The sequence below is a fragment of the Sphaerotilus sp. FB-3 genome (assembly GCF_023706025.1).
GTDB classification, from domain to species: Bacteria; Pseudomonadota; Gammaproteobacteria; order Burkholderiales; family Burkholderiaceae_C; genus Sphaerotilus; species Sphaerotilus sulfidivorans.
In genome coordinates, this window is the sequence record NZ_BQWE01000015.1 from 1 (window position 1) to 15,265 (window position 15,265).

Here is a 15,265-nt window from a genome sequence, read left to right on the forward strand (position 1 = left end):
ACCGCTTCCCAGATCTCGTTCTCCTGTGGCTTCTTCATTCCCCCAGCTTACTGGCTCCCTGGCGGGCACCTTGAAAGGGATGGCTCGAAGGACAGCATCGCGTGCAGCGCCTCCCACACCGGCGTGAAGCAGCCCTGCAGGTTCTCGTGGTCGTAGACCGGGAATTCCGGCGGCCGGCGCGACGCGCTGGCGAAGGTCGCCAGCTCGCCGGCCAGCGCCAGCGCCAGATCGAACAGCGTGCGCGGATGCACCGAGGGCGCGCGCGCCAGCTCGTGCCAGCGCGGCTCGTGGCGGTTGAGCATCTGCAGCATCAGGAAGGCCGAGATCTCCGCGACCCCGTGGCCGAGCTGGCCCATGTCGCGCGCCAGGGACTGCGCACGCTCGCGCAGCAGCGCGTGAACGCGGCGCACGTCGGCGGGCAGCGGCGTGCTGGCGTCGAGCCGCCACGCGCCGGGAATGTGATCGCGGTCGAGCCGCACCGTGCCGTCGCTGCCGCGCTCGAGCACGCGCACCGCCGCGATCGAGGCCAGGCCGCCGCCGAGCTCGCGCTCGCGCAGCAGCCGCAGGCGCAGCTGGCCGGTCTGGATCTCCTCCGGATCGGCCGAGCCGTCGCAGCTGTCGCGCAGCCGCTCGGTGCGCGCCTCGTAGCGCGCCATGCCGCGTGCCGAGCCGGTCGTGATGCCCAGGTCGATCTCGTCGGGCCCGTCGGCGCTGGCGCGGGCCAGCGCCAGGTGGATGCGCTCGCTCTTGAGCTCGGCGGGAATCTCGAGCGGCTCGGGCGGCGCGTCGTGCTGCGGGATCGCGAAGGGCGTGCCGTCGGGCAGCACGCCGTGCGCCCGCTCGATGCCGACGCGCCCCTGGGCCAGCAAGCCCTCGTCGATCACCAGCTCGCCGAAGCCCCAGCCATGCTCGCCGGCGGCGCGCACCCGCGCATCGAGCAGCCGCTCCTGGTAGCGCGATTCCTGCTGGAAGTGGTGCGGCAGCAGGAACATGCCCTGCGACCAGACGACCTTGCTGCGCCAGCTCATCGCGGCATCCCGTCGGCGGCAGTCATGTCGGCCAGCCCGAGTGCGTGGGCGCTGGCGCGGATGCGCAGCCGGTTGGGCTGACTCGGCTGCAGCGGAACCAGCAGGCGCCAGCGAGCGCGTTCCAGGTCACGGTAGGCGGCCAGCACGCCCAGATGGCGTGCACCGGCCGCGGCCTGACGCTGCAGGCTGCGCAGGCTGGCCGGCGGCAGGATCCATTCCTCGCGGCCGAGCAGGTCGGCGCCGAGCACCTCGCGTTCGCGCTCGAACAGCGCCATGAAGTCCGCCGCCTCGAACTGCGCCGGTCCGGCCAGCTCGTACAGGCGCAGCAGCAGTGGCGAGCTGCGGCCGCGTGCATCCGGGTTGAGTTCGGCGTCGGTGCTGATCTGCAGGTCCAGCCGGGTCGGATCGGGCGACAGCAGACGGGCGATCAGCGGCTGCGGCGCTTCGGCCGGCTGTTGCCGTGCCGGCGCCGCGATGGGGGGCGGACGGCGCATCCCGCAGCCGGCCAGCGGGCCGAGCAGCAGCGATCCCAGGATGATCAGGCCGGTGCGGCGCCGCGGCTCGCCGGCGCCGCCGGCGCGCTCGGCGCAGGCATTCGACATGCAGACGAGGATAGCCGCGCACCCGTCGCGGTCACCATGACTAAGGTAACCCCGCGAGCGCGCGACTCCGGTAGGCTCGCGCGCGATTGCCCTTCATGGTCCAGGAGACAGGAGAACCCGATGCCCGCGATGACCCGCGCCCTGCAGATCCGCCAGTTCGGCGGCCCCGAAGCGATGCAGCTCGTCGAGCTGGAGGTCGGCGAGCCCGGCCCCGGCGAGGTGCGCATCCGCCACCATGCCGTCGGCGTCAACTTCATCGACATCTACCAGCGCACCGGCCTGTACGCCAACCCGCTGCCGCTGACGCTGGGCATGGAGGGCGCCGGCGTGGTCGAGGCGGTCGGCGCCGGCGTGACCCATCTGCAGCCCGGCGACCGCGTCGCCTACGCCAGCCAGCCGCCGGGCAGCTACTGCGAAGTGCGGGTGATGCCGGCGCGCTCGGTGGTGGTGCTGCCCGACGGCATCGACTTCGAGACGGGCGCCGCGATGATGCTCAAGGGCCTGACGGTGCAGTACCTGCTGCGGCGCACCCAGCCGCAGGGCGGGCTGCAGCCGGGCGACTTCGTGCTGTGGCATGCGGCGGCCGGCGGCGTCGGCCTGATCGCCTGCCAGTGGGCGCGCGCGCTGGGCCTGCGGCTGATCGGCACCGCCGGCGGCGCCGAGAAATGCGGTCTGGCGCTCGCGCATGGTGCCGAGTTCGCCATCGACTACCGCAGCGAGGACTTCGTCGCCCGGGTGCGCGAGATCACCGGCGGGCGCGGCGTGCGTGCGGTCTACGACTCGATCGGCCAGGACACCTTCGAGGGCTCGCTCGACTGCCTGGAGCCCTTCGGCCTGATGGCCAGCTTCGGCAATGCCTCCGGGTCGGTGCCGCCGGTGAACCTCGGCGTGCTGGCGGCCAAGGGCTCGCTGCATCTGACGCGCCCGACGCTGTTCACCCACCTGGCCACCCGCGAGAGCACGCAGGCGATGGCCGACGATCTGTTCGCGCGGGTGAGTTCCGGCGAAGTGCGGATTCCGGTGTCGCGCCGCTATGCGCTGGCCGACGCCGCCCAGGCCCATGCCGATCTGGCCTCGCGCGTCACCACCGGCTGCCTGGTGCTGCTGCCCTGAACGGGGCGGGGCTCGGCCCGCCGCTCAGCCGCGTGCGTTGCCGTCCGGGTCGCGGGTCTCGTCGATGACCGCGTCCCGGTAGGCATGCCAGCTGGCGTGGCCGAGGATCGGGCCCAGGACGATCAGGCCGAGAAAGCCCGGCAGCATCGCCAGCACCGTCAGCGCGGTCAGCAGCGCGCCCCAGAAGATCATCACCCCGGGCTGGGTCAGCACCAGGCGCATGCTGGTCAGGCCGGCGGTGATCGCATCGACCTGGCGGTCGAGCATCATCGGAATGCTGATGACGCTGACCGCGAAGATCAGCCCGGCGAAGATCGCGCCGACGCCCAGGTAGGTGACGATGAAGCCGATGTTGTTCGGGTCGAGCAGGGCCAGCAGCGAGCCCTTCATGTCCGGCATGCCGTCGAAGCTGACCGCGAACACCACCATCGCCGCCCGGCCCCAGAGCATTTCCAGCACCAGCAGCACGAAGCCGAAGATCGCCATCTGGCCGAGGTGGCTTTCCCAGGCGACCAGGGAGTCGCCGAAATCGGGGCGCTCGCCGCGCTCGAGCTTCATCGACACGTCGTACAGGCCCATGCACAGGAAGGGGCCCATCAGCAGGAAGCCGGCCGACAGCGCCAGCATGTAGGCCGGCGCGTTCTCGTAGACCTTCAGCAGGCCCCAGCCCATCGCGACGAAGCACAGGCCGTAGAACAGGCCGATCGAGGGGTGGCGGCGGAAGTCGGCCAGGCCTCGGGCCAGCCAGCGCACCGGCGCGCCCATCGGCAGCGGGCGCAGCCGGATCGGTGCGGTCTCCCGGGTCGTGGCCGGGTCGCCGGTCAGGGTTGCGGAGGATTCGGCCGGCGTGTTGTCGGTCGACGGATTGATCGGCGTCATTGCGCATCTCCTGTCGCTCTGCATGGAGATTAGCGCCGCCCCCCGACCCTGGACAGCCCGGGGATTCCCGGCCGGCGGCCGGCCGCTCAGCTGCGCCGCACCCGCAGCAGCTCGTCGAGGATCAGCCCGATCGCGCCGGCGGTCAGCGCGCAGTCGGCCAGGTTGAACGAGGGGAAATAGCCGCCCGGGAACATCGGCGCGAGGACGTCCCAGTGGAACTGCAGGAAGTCGATCACATGGCCGTGCCAGGCGCGGTCGATGACATTGCCCAGCGCGCCGCCGAGCAGCATGGCCACGCTGAAGGCGAACAGGCGCTGCTCGGCGTGGCTGCGGAGCATCCAGATGAACATCGCCGAGGCCGCGAAGCCCAGGCCGATGAAGAACCAGCGCTGCCAGCCCGAGGCCTGGGCCAGGAAGCTGAAGGCCGCGCCGGTGTTGTGGAGCCGCACCAGATTGAAGAAGCCGGTGATGACCTGGCCGTCACCGAGCTGGAAGCGCTGCACGATCAGGATCTTGGTGATCTGGTCGAGCACGATGATCAGGAAGGCCAGGGCCAGCCAGGGCAGCAGGCGGCCCGGACGGGCATCGGTGCGGGAGGACGAGGAAGATCGGGGCTTGGAGGACATCGCGGTCGCAAGGGTCGGAGAAAGCCGGCGCGTGGCCGGCGGATGCGCCACTGTAGCCAGTTTCGTCCCGTGAGCCGGGCGGGCCGCTGTTGGCCGGATGCATCGCCCGTTCGCGGCCCATGTGATCTGCATCACAGTACCCGCAGCCGACTGGCCAGCCTCTGATCTGGTCGCTTGTCAGGCATCATGGCGGATGGGAGAAGTCGAGCCTGCATGACCGGGCCGGGGTGGCAGACGGCCGATTGCCGCCTGGGTCGTGACGATGCAGCGCTGCGTCAGCGCAGCACCCCCGCGAGATCCTCAGAGAGTACAAGAGAGCCGATAGCCATGCTGGAACCGATCAAGTCCGCCCTCCGGAGCGCCTACTTCTCGAAGCGACTGAATCCGGTCGCGGTGAAGGCCTACTCCCGCCTGCGTCCGCCGCCCTACATGCGTCCGCGCATGGAGTTCGACTACGACGTCTGGAACGGCATCTGCGCCTTCCATTCCGACGACGGCCGCCAGATCGGCGAGAACAACACCAATCCCGAGATCTACCGCGAGATCGTCGAGACCGAGAGCAAGCCCTGCAAGTTCGAGGGCTCGCGCTACGGCCTGCCGATCAACCTGACGGCGCTGCGCAACGTGATGGCGTCCTGGGACGACGCGCTGCAGCTGGTCACCACGGTGCGCGCGAACTACATCGCGCGCCGCGGTCTGGACCACTCGCGCTTCAACCTGATGGAAGGCTATGTGCTGTCCAAGATGGGCGCGGCCTATGTGTCCTATCTGGTGCGTCGCCGCGGCAGCACCTATGCCGCGACGCCGCCGCTGGAGACGGTGTTCTTCACGCTGGGCGTCGGCCCCTTCATGGTGGTGCGCGCGCTGATGGAGAAGGGCGACCTCACGCCGCTCGATCCCGAACCGATGAGCGGCGAGCGCCTGTACGAGCTGGCCGACAGCTCCGGCTCGCTGCTGTCGGGCCTGAGCGGTCACGGCTGCGCGGGCAGCAAGAAGCTGATCACCCAGTTCCTCGACGCGACGATGAACGGCACCTACGCCAAGGAGCTGAACTCGACCGAGGTCACGCGCATGCTGTCGGCGATCGACGACTGGGACCGCTTCTACGCCTATGTCTATGCCAGCTCGAAGCTGGAGCTGCTGGTCAAGCTGGCGCAGTGCCTGAGCGCGCAGACGCTGCTGGCGCTGCAGGCCGACCCGGCCGCCGCGCTGGCACCGTCCGAGGCCGAGCTGCTCGCGCGCACGCTGGCGGGCTGCTATCACCGCGCCCGGACCGAACTCGACGACCGCACCGTGCTGGCCAATCTGCTGAAGGTGGTGCTGGCGCTGCTGGCCGAGTTCGACGACCACGAGACGCAGGCCGCGCTGACGCAGGCCGGCCTGCTCGGCCCCGACGGCCAGGCGCGCCTGGGCGAGATTTCCGGCCCCGAGGGTCGCGCCGCGGCCGCACGCCGGCTGCGCCGCATCACCGCGGTGCTGCAGCCGCGCTGCCAGCAGGAGCTGGACCTGACGAACCAGTCGCTCGATCGCTTCCAGGGCACGAAGGTCAGCCAGGACGATCTGCAGGTGCGCAGCTGCGGCGTGGCGGTGCGTGCGCTGCTGCAGTCGCTCGATGCCGAGCAGGGCCTGGATGGCCGCGCGGCCAGGGCGGCGGCCTGATGTCGGCGCTGATGGAGCAGGTCGTGCCCGGCCTGGGCACGATCAGGCTGCGACCGCTGGATCCCGAGCGCGATGCTGCGGTGCTGCACGACTGGCTGCGGCGCGACTACGCGGCGTTCTGGGGCATGCATCGGCTGACGCTCGAGCAGGTGCGCGACAAGTTCCGCGCGATCGTGGCCGAGGGCCGCATCGAGGCGCTGGTGGGCGAGCTGGCCGGCAGCGGTCGGCTGCTTTTCCTGATGGAGGCCTACCGCCCGCAGGACGATGACCTGGCGCGCTTCTACCTGGCCCAGGCCGGCGACCGCGGCTTTCACCTGATCGTCGCGCCGGCCGACGGCCCGGCGGTGCCGGGCCTGTCCTTCCACATCATGCGGCTGATGTGCCGCTGGATCTTCCGCGAGGCGGCGGTGCAGCGCATCGTGGCCGAGCCCGACCTGCGCAACGACCGGATGCTCGAGCGCTGCCTGCAGACCGGCTTCCGGCTGGACCGGGTGATGCACCTGCCGCACAAGACCGCGCAGCTGGTCACGCTGGAGCGCACCGACTTCGAGCGCATCGACGCTCGGGGCGAGATGCCGCCTCCGAAGGCCGCGCTGCCCGCCGGACGTGCGCGCAAGGTGAAGCTGCACCTGCTGGCCGGGCGCATCGGGCGCAAGCTCGGGATCTACGAGCGCAACTGGTGAGGCCGTGAGACGCCGAGGCCCGGGGTACCGGGCCTCGCCGCCTCAGGCGCAGTGGCGCGCCTCGCCCTCGCCGTGCAGGTTGCTGTCGCAGCGGCCGCAGATCGTCGGATGCGCCGGGTTGGCGCCGACGTCGTCGCGGTAGTGCCAGCAGCGCTCGCACTTCGGCGCGGTGCTCGGCGTGACGGTGACCGTCAGCGCGTCGCCGGCCGCCAGCGTGACCGCCGAGGTGATCAGCACGAACTTCAGATCGTCGCCCAGCGAGACCAGCAGCTCGAAGTCGGCCTGCGGCGCGGTGATCGCCACGGTCGCCTGCAGCGAGGCGCCGACCGCGCCGGCCGTGCGCACCGTCTCGATCTCCTTGTTGACCGCCTCGCGCACCGCGCGCACGGCCGCCCACTTGGCCAGCAGCTCCGCGTCCGGCGTGCCCAGATCGGCATAGGTCTCGAAGAAGATCGAGCCCTGCGAGGCGCCGCCGGCGAACTGCGTCCAGGCTTCCTCGGCGGTGAAGCTCAGGAACGGTGCCATCCAGCGCAGCATCGCGTTCGTGATCTTCCACAGCGCGGTCTGTGCCGAGCGGCGCGCCAGCGACTTCGGCGCGGTCGTGTACAGGCGGTCCTTCAGCACGTCCAGATAGAAGGCGCCCAGGTCCTCCGAGCAGTAGACCTGCAGCTTCGAGACCACCGGGTGGAACTCGTAGACCGCGTAGTGCTTCAGGATCTCGGCCTGCAGCTCGGCGGCGCGGCTCAGCGCGTAGCGGTCGATCTCCAGCAGCTCGGCGTCCGCCACCAGGTCGGCTGCGGGATCGAAGTCGCTGGTGTTGGCCAGCAGGAAGCGCACCGTGTTGCGGATGCGGCGGTAGGCATCGACCACGCGCGCCAGGATCCTGTCGTCGATGTTCAGGTCGCCCGAGTAGTCGGTCGAGGCCACCCACAGCCGCACGATCTCGGCGCCGAGCTTGGTGGTGATGGTCTGCGGCTCGACGGTGTTGCCGAGCGACTTGCTCATCTTGCGGCCCTGGCCGTCGGTGGCGAAGCCGTGGGTCAGCAGGCCGCGGTACGGCGCGCGGTCGTACAGCGCGCAGCCCAGCAGCAGCGAGGAGTGGAACCAGCCACGGTGCTGGTCATGGCCTTCCAGGTACAGATCGGCCTCGGGGCCCTGGTCGTGGAAGGGCGCGCGGGCGTAGTTCTTGGCGTGGCTGCCGCGCAGCACATGCTGGAAGGTCGAGCCGGAGTCGAACCACACCTCCAGGATGTCGGTGCTCTTGGTGTAGTGCGGCGCGTCTTCCGCACCGAGGATCTCCTCGGTCGTGACCCGGCTCCAGGCCTCGATGCCGCCCTTTTCGACGATGTCGGCCGCCTGGTCGAGGATCTCCATCGTGCGCGGATGCAGCTCGCCGGTGTTGACGTTCAGGAAGAAGGGCACCGGCACGCCCCAGGAGCGCTGGCGCGAGATGCACCAGTCCGGGCGGTTGGCGATCATGTCGCGCAGGCGGGCGCGGCCGTTCTCGGGATAGAACTGCGTCTGGTCGATCGCGTCGAGCGCGAGCTGGCGCAGCGTCTTCGGGGCCTTGTCGGTCGTGAACACGCCCTCGCCCTCGTCCATGCGCACGAACCACTGCGCCGCGGCGCGGTAGATCACCGGCGTCTTGTGGCGCCAGCAGTGCGGGTAGCTGTGGACGATCGGCTGGGTCGCCATCAGGCGGTCGCTCTGGCCGAGCACCTCGATGACGCGCTCGCAGGCCTTCCAGATGTGCTGGCCGCCGAAGAAGGGCAGCTCGTCGGCATAGACGCCGTTGCCCTGCACCGGGTTGAGGATGTCGTCGTACTTCAAGCCGTGCGCGATGCAGGAATTGAAGTCGTCCACGCCGTAGGCGGGCGCCGAATGCACGATGCCGGTGCCGTCGCCGGCGGTGACATAGTCGGCCAGGTACAGCGGGCTCTTGCGGCGGTAGCTGTACTTGCCGCCTTCTTCGGCCGTGACCGTGTCGTGCAGCGGATGGCGGAAGACCAGGCCCTTGAGCGCCTCGCCCTTGGCGGTGGCGATGACCGTGCCGTCCAGCTTGTAGCGCTCCAGGCACCGGGCCACCAGCTCCTCGGCCAGCAGCAGCACGCCGCGCGGCGTGTCGACCAGCGCGTAGCTCAGCTCCGGGTGCGCGTTGAGCGCCTGGTTGGCGGGAATGGTCCAGGCGGTGGTGGTCCAGATGACGGCGAAGGCCTTCTTGGCCCCGTCGCCCGGCAGGCCGCTCAGGCCGAAGGCGGCGGCCAGCGCGCCGGCGTCATCGGCCTCGAAGGCCACGTCCAGCGTGTCGCTCTTCTTGTCGGCGTACTCGATCTCGAACTCGGCCAGGGACGAGCCGCAGTCGAAGCACCAGTAGACGGGCTTGAGGCCGCGGTAGACGAAGCCGCGCTCGATCACGCGCTTGAAGGCGCGGATCTCGCCGGCTTCATTCGCGAAGTCCATCGTCCGGTAGGGGCGCTCCCAGTCGCCGAGCACGCCCAGGCGCTTGAAGTCCTCGCGCTGCTGCCCGATCTGCTCGGTGGCGTAGGCGCGGCTCCTGGCCTGCATGTCGTCGCGCGAGAGCTTGCGGCCGTGCAGCTTCTCGATCGCGTTCTCGATCGGCAGGCCGTGGCAGTCCCAGCCGGGGATGTACTGCGCGTCCAGGCCCATGAGCTGGCGCGACTTGACGATCATGTCCTTGAGCACCTTGTTCAGCGCGTGGCCGATGTGCAGCTTGCCGTTGGCGTAGGGCGGGCCGTCGTGCAGCACGAACAGCGGCGCGCCCCGGCGCGCCTCGCGCAGGCGCAGGTACAGGCCCTCGTCGTTCCAGGCCTGGACCCAGGCGGGCTCGCGCTTGGGCAGGTCGCCGCGCATCGGGAAGGGCGTGTCGGCCAGGTTGAGCGTCGCGCGGTAGTCGGTAGCGGGGGTCTGAGTCATGGCGATTCGTTCAAGCCGTCATTCCCGCGCAGGCGGGAATCCACGACGGGGGAGGTCGGTGGCAAGGGTGGGTTCCCGCGTGCGCGGGAATGGCAAGGCGGGGCGGTTGCGGCGTGGGGGCGCCGCGTTCAAATTCGGTCGCGCGTGGTCTGGCGGCGTTCGGCGGCGTGGCCGTCGAACCACAGGCGCGCGTTCACCACGTCCTGGCGGATCGCGGCGGTCAGGGCGTCGAGGCCGTCGTAGCGGGCCTCGTCGCGCAGCTTGTGCAGAAGTTCCACCCGCACGAGTTTACCGTAGCCCCCTTCGCGGCCCAGCTCGGCCGGCCAGTCGAGCACATGCGTCTCGAGCAGGATGCGTCCGGCGTCCTCGACCGTCGGACGCACGCCCAGGCTGGCCACGCCGTCGAGCGGCTGCGCCGTCATGCCATGCACCCGCACGACATAGATGCCGGCGGCGGCCGATCGGCGATGCGCGAAGCGCAGGTTCAGCGTGCGAAAGCCGTCGTCGGCGTCGGTCGCCGAGGCCCCGAGCCCGCGGCCGAGCTTGCGCCCGTGCGTCACATGGCCGCTGATGCTGTAGGGACGGCCCAGCAGCGCGGCGGTGGCGGTCATGTCGCCGCGCGCCAGTGCTTCGCGCACCGCGGAGCTCGACACCCGCAGCCCGTGCACCTCGTAGCTCATCATGCGCGCGACGTCGAAGCCGGACGCGCTGCCGGCGCGGTCGAGCATCGCGTAGTCGCCGGCGCGGCGTGCGCCGAAGCGGAAGTCGTCGCCGACCAGCACATAGCGCGCGCCCAGGCCGCGCTGCAGCACCTCGTCGATGAAGGCCTGAGGCGACTGCGCGGCCAGGTGCTCGTCGAAGCGCATCAGCACCACCTGGTCGACGCCGCAGCGCTCGAGCTCGCCGAGCTTGTCGCGCAGCGTGGCGATGCGCGCCGGCGCCTTGTCCGGCTGACCGGCCCGCGCGGCGAAGAAGTCGCGCGGGTGCGGCTCGAAGGTCATCACGCAGCTGGGCAGGCCGCGGTGGCGCGCCTCGTTGTTCAGCAGCGCCAGCATCGCCTGATGGCCGCGATGCACGCCGTCGAAATTGCCGATCGTCAGCGCACAGGCCGGCGCCAGCCCGGGATGATGGATGCCACGGAAGACTCGCATGGGACGCGATTATCCGGTGCCGCCCGGATCGTGGCTCAGATCGCGCCCGGATCGACCCAGCACCACTGGCCCGGCGCGAGCCCGTCGGGAATCGTCAGGCGGCCGAAGCGGCTGCGGTGCAGCGCCTCGACATGGTTGCCCACCGCCGCGATCATGCGCTTGACCTGGTGGTACTTGCCCTCGGTCAGCATCATGCGCAGCGTGAACTCGCCGGTGATCTCGCATTCCTCGGAGCGCACCGGCGCCGGGTCGTCGTTGAGCACCACGCCGGCGCGCAGCTTCGCCAGCTGCTCCTCGGTGACCGGGCGCGCGCAGCTCACCTCGTAGACCTTGTCGACATGCTTCTTCGGATGGGTCAGGCGGTGGATCAGCGCGCCGTCGTCGGTCAGCAGCAGCAGGCCGGTGGTGTCCTGGTCGAGACGGCCGACCGGCTGCAGGTCGCCGCCGCTGCGCCAGCGCAGCGGCGGCGGCAGCAGCGTCATCACGCTGGGCCAGTGCTTGGGCTTCTGCGAGCACTCGTAGCCGGCGGGCTTGTGCAGCAGGATCAGCGCCTTCTCGTGCCAGGGCCAGTCGCGGCCCTCGACGGTCAGCACCAGGCCGTCGGTCTCGACCGGCTCGTCCGGATCGTCGATCACCCGGCCGGCGATCGCGACCCGGCCGTTGAGCACCAGGCCGTCGCAGTCGCGGCGGGTGCCGAAGCCTTGCGAGAAAAGCGCCTGCGAGACGGAGAGCGCCGCAGCGCGGCGGGAGGATTTCTTGGCCATCGCGGAAAGTGGAAAAGAGGGTTCGGGGCTCAGGGCCTGGCGGCGGGCAGCGTGGAGGCGGTGCCGCCCAGGCCGTCGAGCGCGGCCAGCAGCGGCGCGGGCTCGCCGGACTGGCGCATGCTGACCACCTGCTTGCCGGTCAGCATGCCCTGGCGCTGGCCGGTCGCATCCAGCACCACCAGCGCCGGAATGCCGTCGTCGACCGGATTGCCGAGCTGCTGGATGATGCGGCCGTTGCGGTCGAAATGACCGATGTCGACCTTGACGGTGACGAAGCGCTCGGCCACCGGCGCCCCCAGCGCCGGCTGCGCCAGGTCATCGGCCAGGCGGCGGCATTCCGGGCACCAGTTGGCGCCGAACATCACCAGCACCCGCCGGTTCTCGCGCCGGGCCTGGTCGACCGCGCGGCCGATGTCGGCCTGGGCGTCGGCGCGGCGGTCGTAGGGGCCGGGCACCTCCGGGCGCAGATAGCGATTCCAGACCCGCTGGCCGACATGGGCCGCGGGAATCGCCAGCACCACGGCCAGTGCGATCAGCAGGGCGCGCGGGAGCTTCTTTCGCGGGGAGGAGGGCTTGCTGCTTGGCTTGCTGCTTGTCATGGGCCGCGATGATGCCAGCCCGCCAGCCGGCTCAGCCGAACACGCCGGCGGTGTCCTGCATCTGCGCGCCGACTTCGCCGAGGTGGTGCAGCGTGTCGCCCCACTGCAGCTCCATGCAGGTCAGGCGCTTGAAGGCATGCGCGCCGACATAGTCGTCGGTCACGCCGATGCCGCCGTGCATCTGCACGCACTGCTGGCCGACGAAGCGCATCGACTGGCCGAGCTGCACCTTGGCCTGCGCGACGGCGCGCCGGCGCAACTCAGGCGCGTCCGCCAGGCGCAGCGTGGCCAGATAGCTCATCGAGCGCGCCAGCTCCAGCGCCATCTTGCAGTCGGCCAGCCGGTGGCGCAGCGCCTGGAAGCTGGCGATCGGCACGCCGAACTGGCGCCGCGTCTTCAGGTAGTCGGCGGTCAGCGCGACCAGGAAGTCCATCAGCCCGACCGCCTCGGCGCACAGCGCGGCGATCGCCACGTCGGCTGCGTGCTCGAGCGCGGGCAGCGCGTCGGTCCCGGCCGCGCTCAGGCGCTGCGCCGGTGCGTCCTTCCAGGTCAGCTCGGCTGCGCGCGTGCCGTCGTGCAGCAGGTGGCCGCGCGCCGTCACGCCGGGCGCGTCGCGCTCGACCAGCGCCAGCGCCAGCCGGCCGTCGTCGTCGCGGGCGCTGACGACGAAGGCCTCGGCGCGGTCGCCGACCGGCACCAGGCTCTTGCGGCCGCTCAGGCGCCAGCCGCCGTCCGCGGCCGCCAGCCTCGTCTCGACCCGGTCGAGCCGGTAGCGCGCGCCGCTTTCCTGGTGCGCGAGCACGACCCGCGCGTCGCCGGCGGCGATGCGCGGCAGCCAGGCCGCCTGCAGCGCCTCGGGCGCGCCCGACAGCAGCACCGGCGCCACCAGCGCCGCCGCCGCATACGGTGCGCCGACCCGCCCGCGACCGAGCTCCTCCATCACCACCATCGCCTCGACCGGGCCGAAGCCCAGCCCGGCGTGCGCCTGCGGCACCGCCAGCGCGGTCAGGCCCAGCCCGGCCAGCTCGGCCCAGACCGCCGCGCTGTCGCCGCCCTCGTCGCGCACGATCGCGCGGTGGCGCTCGAAGCCGTGCGCCCGCTCGGCCCAGCGCCGCACCGCCTCGCGCAGCTGCTCCTGCTCGTCGCTGAAATCGAAGTCCATCGCCGTCTCCTTGTCCTGTGCCCAGCCCTCAGCCCAGCAGCGTCTGCGCGACGATGTTGCGCTGCACCTCGTTGCTGCCGCCGTAGATGGTGGTCTTGCGGTAGTTCAGGTAGGTCGAGGTCAGCGGGATGCAGTGCGCGTGCGCATCGCCGCCCGGCCAGACGCCGCCCAGCGCCGCGTCGCCCTGCCAGCCGGCCTCCATCGCCTCGAAGATGAAAGGCAGGCTGTAGGGGCCGCCGGCGAGCATCATCAGCTCGGTGTAGCGCTGCTGGATCTCGCTGCCGCGGATCTTCAGCAGCCCGGCCACGTCCAGCGACTTCTTCCCCCCGCGCTCGGCCGACAGCACCCGCAGCACCATCATCTCCAGCGCGACGATGTCGACCTCCAGCAGCGCGATCTGATCGCGGAATCGCGTGTCCTCCCACAGGCCCTCGGCGCGCGCGATGCGCTTGAGGCGCTCGAGCTCGCGCTTGGCGCGGTTGACGTCGGCGATGTTGGTGCGCTCGTGCGCGAGCAGGTACTTGGCGCAGGTCCAGCCCTGGTTCTCCTGGCCGACGAGCTGGTCGGCCGGCACCTCGACATCGTCGAACCAGACCTCGTTGACCTCGTGCTCGCCGTCGAGCGTGAGGATCGGCCGCACCGTCACGCCGGGCGACTTCATGTCGATCAGCAGGAAGCTGATGCCGGTCTGCGGCTTGCCTTCCGTCGAGGTGCGCACCAGGCAGAAGATCCAGTCGCCGTGCTGGGCCAGCGTGGTCCAGGTCTTCTGGCCGTTGACGATGTAGCGGTCGCCGACGCGCTCGGCGCGGGTCTTCAGGCTGGCCAGGTCCGAGCCCGAGCCGGGCTCCGAGTAGCCCTGGCTCCACCAGACCTCGCCGCTGGCGATGCCGGGCAGGAAGCGGCGCTGCTGCTCGGGCGTGCCGAAGGCCATGATGACCGGCGCGACCATCACCGGCCCGAAGGGCACGACCCGCGGTGCGCCAGCCAGCGCGCATTCCTCCTCGAACAGGTGGCGCTGCACCGCGTTCCAGCCGGGCCCGCCGAATTCCTTCGGCCAGCCCCAGCCCAGCCAGCCCTTCGCACCCAGGATGCGCGCCCAGCGCTGCAGGTCCTCGCGCGACAGGCGCAGCGCGCCGTGCACCTTGGCGGCCAGGTCGGCCGGCAGGCTCTCTGCGACCCAGGCGCGCACCTCGGCGCGAAAGGCGATTTCCTCGTCGGTGAAGGACAGCTGCATCGGCGGACTCCTCGGGCGTCGGGTGCTGGCGTCGCAGTGTAGAAATCGCCTGCCGGCCGGTCTTGTCGCTGCCGGGACAGCTCCGGGTTGATCCGGATCCGGCATGCGGGCGTCAAGTTCGGGCCTGGAATGCCGATGCTACGAACTGGTACCAGTGCCGGCGATCCGCCTCCGACGACATGAAGAAGACGCTCACCTTCGTCCATCCCGTGCTGCACCGGCACACCGATGTGTCCCTCGGGACCGATGCGGTGCTGGTGCTGGGCGGCGTCGCTGCGGCGGTGGCCGAGCTGTTCGTGATGCTGGACGCCGGCGGTGGCGGCGGTCTGTCCTGGCCGGTGCTGGGCGCCGGCATCGCGCTGGCCCATGCGCGCCAGTGGCGCCATCTGCGCACCTGGCCGGTGGTGGCCTCGCTGGCGCTGGCGCTGATGTCTTCCGGCCTGTCGATGCTGATCACCGGATGGGTGCTCAACCGCGGCATCGCGCGCCGCTACCGGGGCGCCGGCTGGAAGGTGCGCGACACCGAGGGCGAGCTGGGCGAGTATTCCTCGCGCTTCCTGGCGGTCGACGGGCTGGGCTTTCGCGAGAGCGACCTGATCGGCGGGGTGGTGCGCCGCCATCTGAAGGCCGGACTGGAGCCGGCAGACATGCCTGTCGGCGAGGTGCTGGAGCCGGTGACGCCCCCGGCGCGGCGGCGACGGCGCAGCAGCCGCACCGCGACAGCCCAGGTGCTGCCGCCTTCGCTGCCGACGCTGCTGAACCGGCCGGTGGAGCGCCGCCGCACGGCCGAGACCTCCACCACCGCCGAGGCCGACACGCCGCGCTGAGCGG

General features: G+C 71.0%; 14 protein-coding genes. 4 read left to right on the forward strand and 10 right to left on the reverse strand.

The window, feature by feature from the left end; translation table 11 throughout:
- Positions 1-47: 47 nt before the first annotated feature.
- Complete coding sequence (tssK, locus tag NFT33_RS07890) at positions 48-1,028, reverse strand: type VI secretion system baseplate subunit TssK (RefSeq protein WP_251674423.1); 981 nt, start codon at positions 1,026-1,028, stop codon at positions 48-50.
- A complete protein-coding gene (gene tssJ, locus NFT33_RS07895; RefSeq protein WP_251674426.1) occupies positions 1,025-1,630 on the reverse strand; it encodes a type VI secretion system lipoprotein TssJ in 606 nt (201 codons plus the stop codon). Before tssJ ends, tssK begins: the two co-directional genes overlap by 4 nt.
- Before the next feature lie 129 nt (positions 1,631-1,759).
- Between tssJ and NFT33_RS07900 the strand changes: the two genes are divergently transcribed.
- Entirely contained in the window at positions 1,760-2,743 is a 984-nt protein-coding gene (locus NFT33_RS07900) for a quinone oxidoreductase family protein (protein WP_251674541.1), read from the forward strand.
- A 24-nt stretch (positions 2,744-2,767) separates the two neighbouring features.
- Here the strand turns inward: NFT33_RS07900 and NFT33_RS07905 are convergent, their stop codons facing one another.
- The gene (locus NFT33_RS07905; protein WP_251674428.1) at positions 2,768-3,622 is read right to left on the reverse strand and encodes a DUF2189 domain-containing protein; all 855 of its coding nucleotides are present in this window, start codon (positions 3,620-3,622) and stop codon (positions 2,768-2,770) included.
- A gap of 86 nt (positions 3,623-3,708) precedes the next feature.
- Positions 3,709-4,248, reverse strand: coding sequence for a signal peptidase II (gene lspA, locus NFT33_RS07910; RefSeq protein ID WP_251674430.1), 540 nt, complete (start codon positions 4,246-4,248; stop codon positions 3,709-3,711).
- 327 nt (positions 4,249-4,575) lie between these two features.
- On the opposite strand from lspA, the gene NFT33_RS07915 reads away from it, so the two are divergent.
- Positions 4,576-5,907 (forward strand): hypothetical protein, encoded by a 1,332-nt coding sequence (locus NFT33_RS07915; RefSeq protein WP_251674432.1) that lies wholly within the window; start codon positions 4,576-4,578, stop codon positions 5,905-5,907.
- Positions 5,907-6,590, forward strand: coding sequence for a GNAT family N-acetyltransferase (locus NFT33_RS07920; protein ID WP_251674434.1), 684 nt, complete (start codon positions 5,907-5,909; stop codon positions 6,588-6,590). Before NFT33_RS07915 ends, NFT33_RS07920 begins: the two co-directional genes overlap by 1 nt.
- 42 nt (positions 6,591-6,632) lie before the next feature.
- Here NFT33_RS07920 and ileS read toward each other — a convergent pair whose 3' ends face one another.
- The 6 genes from ileS to NFT33_RS07950 all read right to left on the reverse strand — a co-directional run bounded on the left by ileS (position 6,633) and on the right by NFT33_RS07950 (position 14,434).
- Positions 6,633-9,524, reverse strand: a complete 2,892-nt coding sequence (gene ileS, locus NFT33_RS07925; RefSeq protein ID WP_251674437.1) for an isoleucine--tRNA ligase — start codon at positions 9,522-9,524, stop codon at positions 6,633-6,635.
- A gap of 128 nt (positions 9,525-9,652) precedes the next feature.
- A complete protein-coding gene (locus NFT33_RS07930) occupies positions 9,653-10,675 on the reverse strand; it encodes a bifunctional riboflavin kinase/FAD synthetase (protein WP_251674439.1) in 1,023 nt (340 codons plus the stop codon).
- A 35-nt stretch (positions 10,676-10,710) separates the two neighbouring features.
- On the reverse strand, positions 10,711-11,439 hold the full coding sequence (locus NFT33_RS07935) for a pseudouridine synthase (protein WP_251674442.1): 729 nt from the start codon (positions 11,437-11,439) through the stop codon (positions 10,711-10,713).
- Between the two features lie 29 nt (positions 11,440-11,468).
- On the reverse strand, positions 11,469-12,038 hold the full coding sequence (locus tag NFT33_RS07940; protein WP_251674444.1) for a thioredoxin family protein: 570 nt from the start codon (positions 12,036-12,038) through the stop codon (positions 11,469-11,471).
- Positions 12,039-12,069: 31 nt separating this feature from the next.
- Positions 12,070-13,200: an acyl-CoA dehydrogenase family protein gene (locus NFT33_RS07945; protein WP_251674446.1), complete on the reverse strand. Its 1,131-nt coding sequence runs from the start codon at positions 13,198-13,200 to the stop codon at positions 12,070-12,072.
- Between the two features lie 28 nt (positions 13,201-13,228).
- Positions 13,229-14,434 carry an acyl-CoA dehydrogenase family protein gene (locus NFT33_RS07950; protein WP_220785083.1) on the reverse strand — a complete coding sequence of 402 codons (1,206 nt, stop codon included), beginning with the start codon at positions 14,432-14,434 and terminating at the stop codon, positions 13,229-13,231.
- A 179-nt stretch (positions 14,435-14,613) separates the two neighbouring features.
- Between NFT33_RS07950 and NFT33_RS07955 the strand changes: the two genes are divergently transcribed.
- Positions 14,614-15,261, forward strand: a complete 648-nt coding sequence (locus NFT33_RS07955; RefSeq protein WP_251674449.1) for a hypothetical protein — start codon at positions 14,614-14,616, stop codon at positions 15,259-15,261.
- Positions 15,262-15,265 lie beyond the last annotated feature (4 nt).

Bases quoted from the DNA above. Each gene is read 5' to 3' on its own strand.
- tssK (WP_251674423.1), bottom strand. From the start codon at position 1,028: ATGAGCTGGCGCAGCAAGGTCGTCTGGTCGCAGGGCATGTTCCTGCTG.
- tssJ (WP_251674426.1), bottom strand. From the start codon at position 1,630: ATGTCGAATGCCTGCGCCGAGCGCGCCGGCGGCGCCGGCGAGCCGCGG.
- NFT33_RS07900 (WP_251674541.1), top strand. From the start codon at position 1,760: ATGACCCGCGCCCTGCAGATCCGCCAGTTCGGCGGCCCCGAAGCGATG.
- NFT33_RS07905 (WP_251674428.1), bottom strand. From the start codon at position 3,622: ATGACGCCGATCAATCCGTCGACCGACAACACGCCGGCCGAATCCTCC.
- lspA (WP_251674430.1), bottom strand. From the start codon at position 4,248: ATGTCCTCCAAGCCCCGATCTTCCTCGTCCTCCCGCACCGATGCCCGT.
- NFT33_RS07915 (WP_251674432.1), top strand. From the start codon at position 4,576: ATGCTGGAACCGATCAAGTCCGCCCTCCGGAGCGCCTACTTCTCGAAG.
- NFT33_RS07920 (WP_251674434.1), top strand. From the start codon at position 5,907: ATGTCGGCGCTGATGGAGCAGGTCGTGCCCGGCCTGGGCACGATCAGG.
- ileS (WP_251674437.1), bottom strand. From the start codon at position 9,524: ATGACTCAGACCCCCGCTACCGACTACCGCGCGACGCTCAACCTGGCC.
- NFT33_RS07930 (WP_251674439.1), bottom strand. From the start codon at position 10,675: ATGCGAGTCTTCCGTGGCATCCATCATCCCGGGCTGGCGCCGGCCTGT.
- NFT33_RS07935 (WP_251674442.1), bottom strand. From the start codon at position 11,439: ATGGCCAAGAAATCCTCCCGCCGCGCTGCGGCGCTCTCCGTCTCGCAG.
- NFT33_RS07940 (WP_251674444.1), bottom strand. From the start codon at position 12,038: ATGACAAGCAGCAAGCCAAGCAGCAAGCCCTCCTCCCCGCGAAAGAAG.
- NFT33_RS07945 (WP_251674446.1), bottom strand. From the start codon at position 13,200: ATGGACTTCGATTTCAGCGACGAGCAGGAGCAGCTGCGCGAGGCGGTG.
- NFT33_RS07950 (WP_220785083.1), bottom strand. From the start codon at position 14,434: ATGCAGCTGTCCTTCACCGACGAGGAAATCGCCTTTCGCGCCGAGGTG.
- NFT33_RS07955 (WP_251674449.1), top strand. From the start codon at position 14,614: ATGAAGAAGACGCTCACCTTCGTCCATCCCGTGCTGCACCGGCACACC.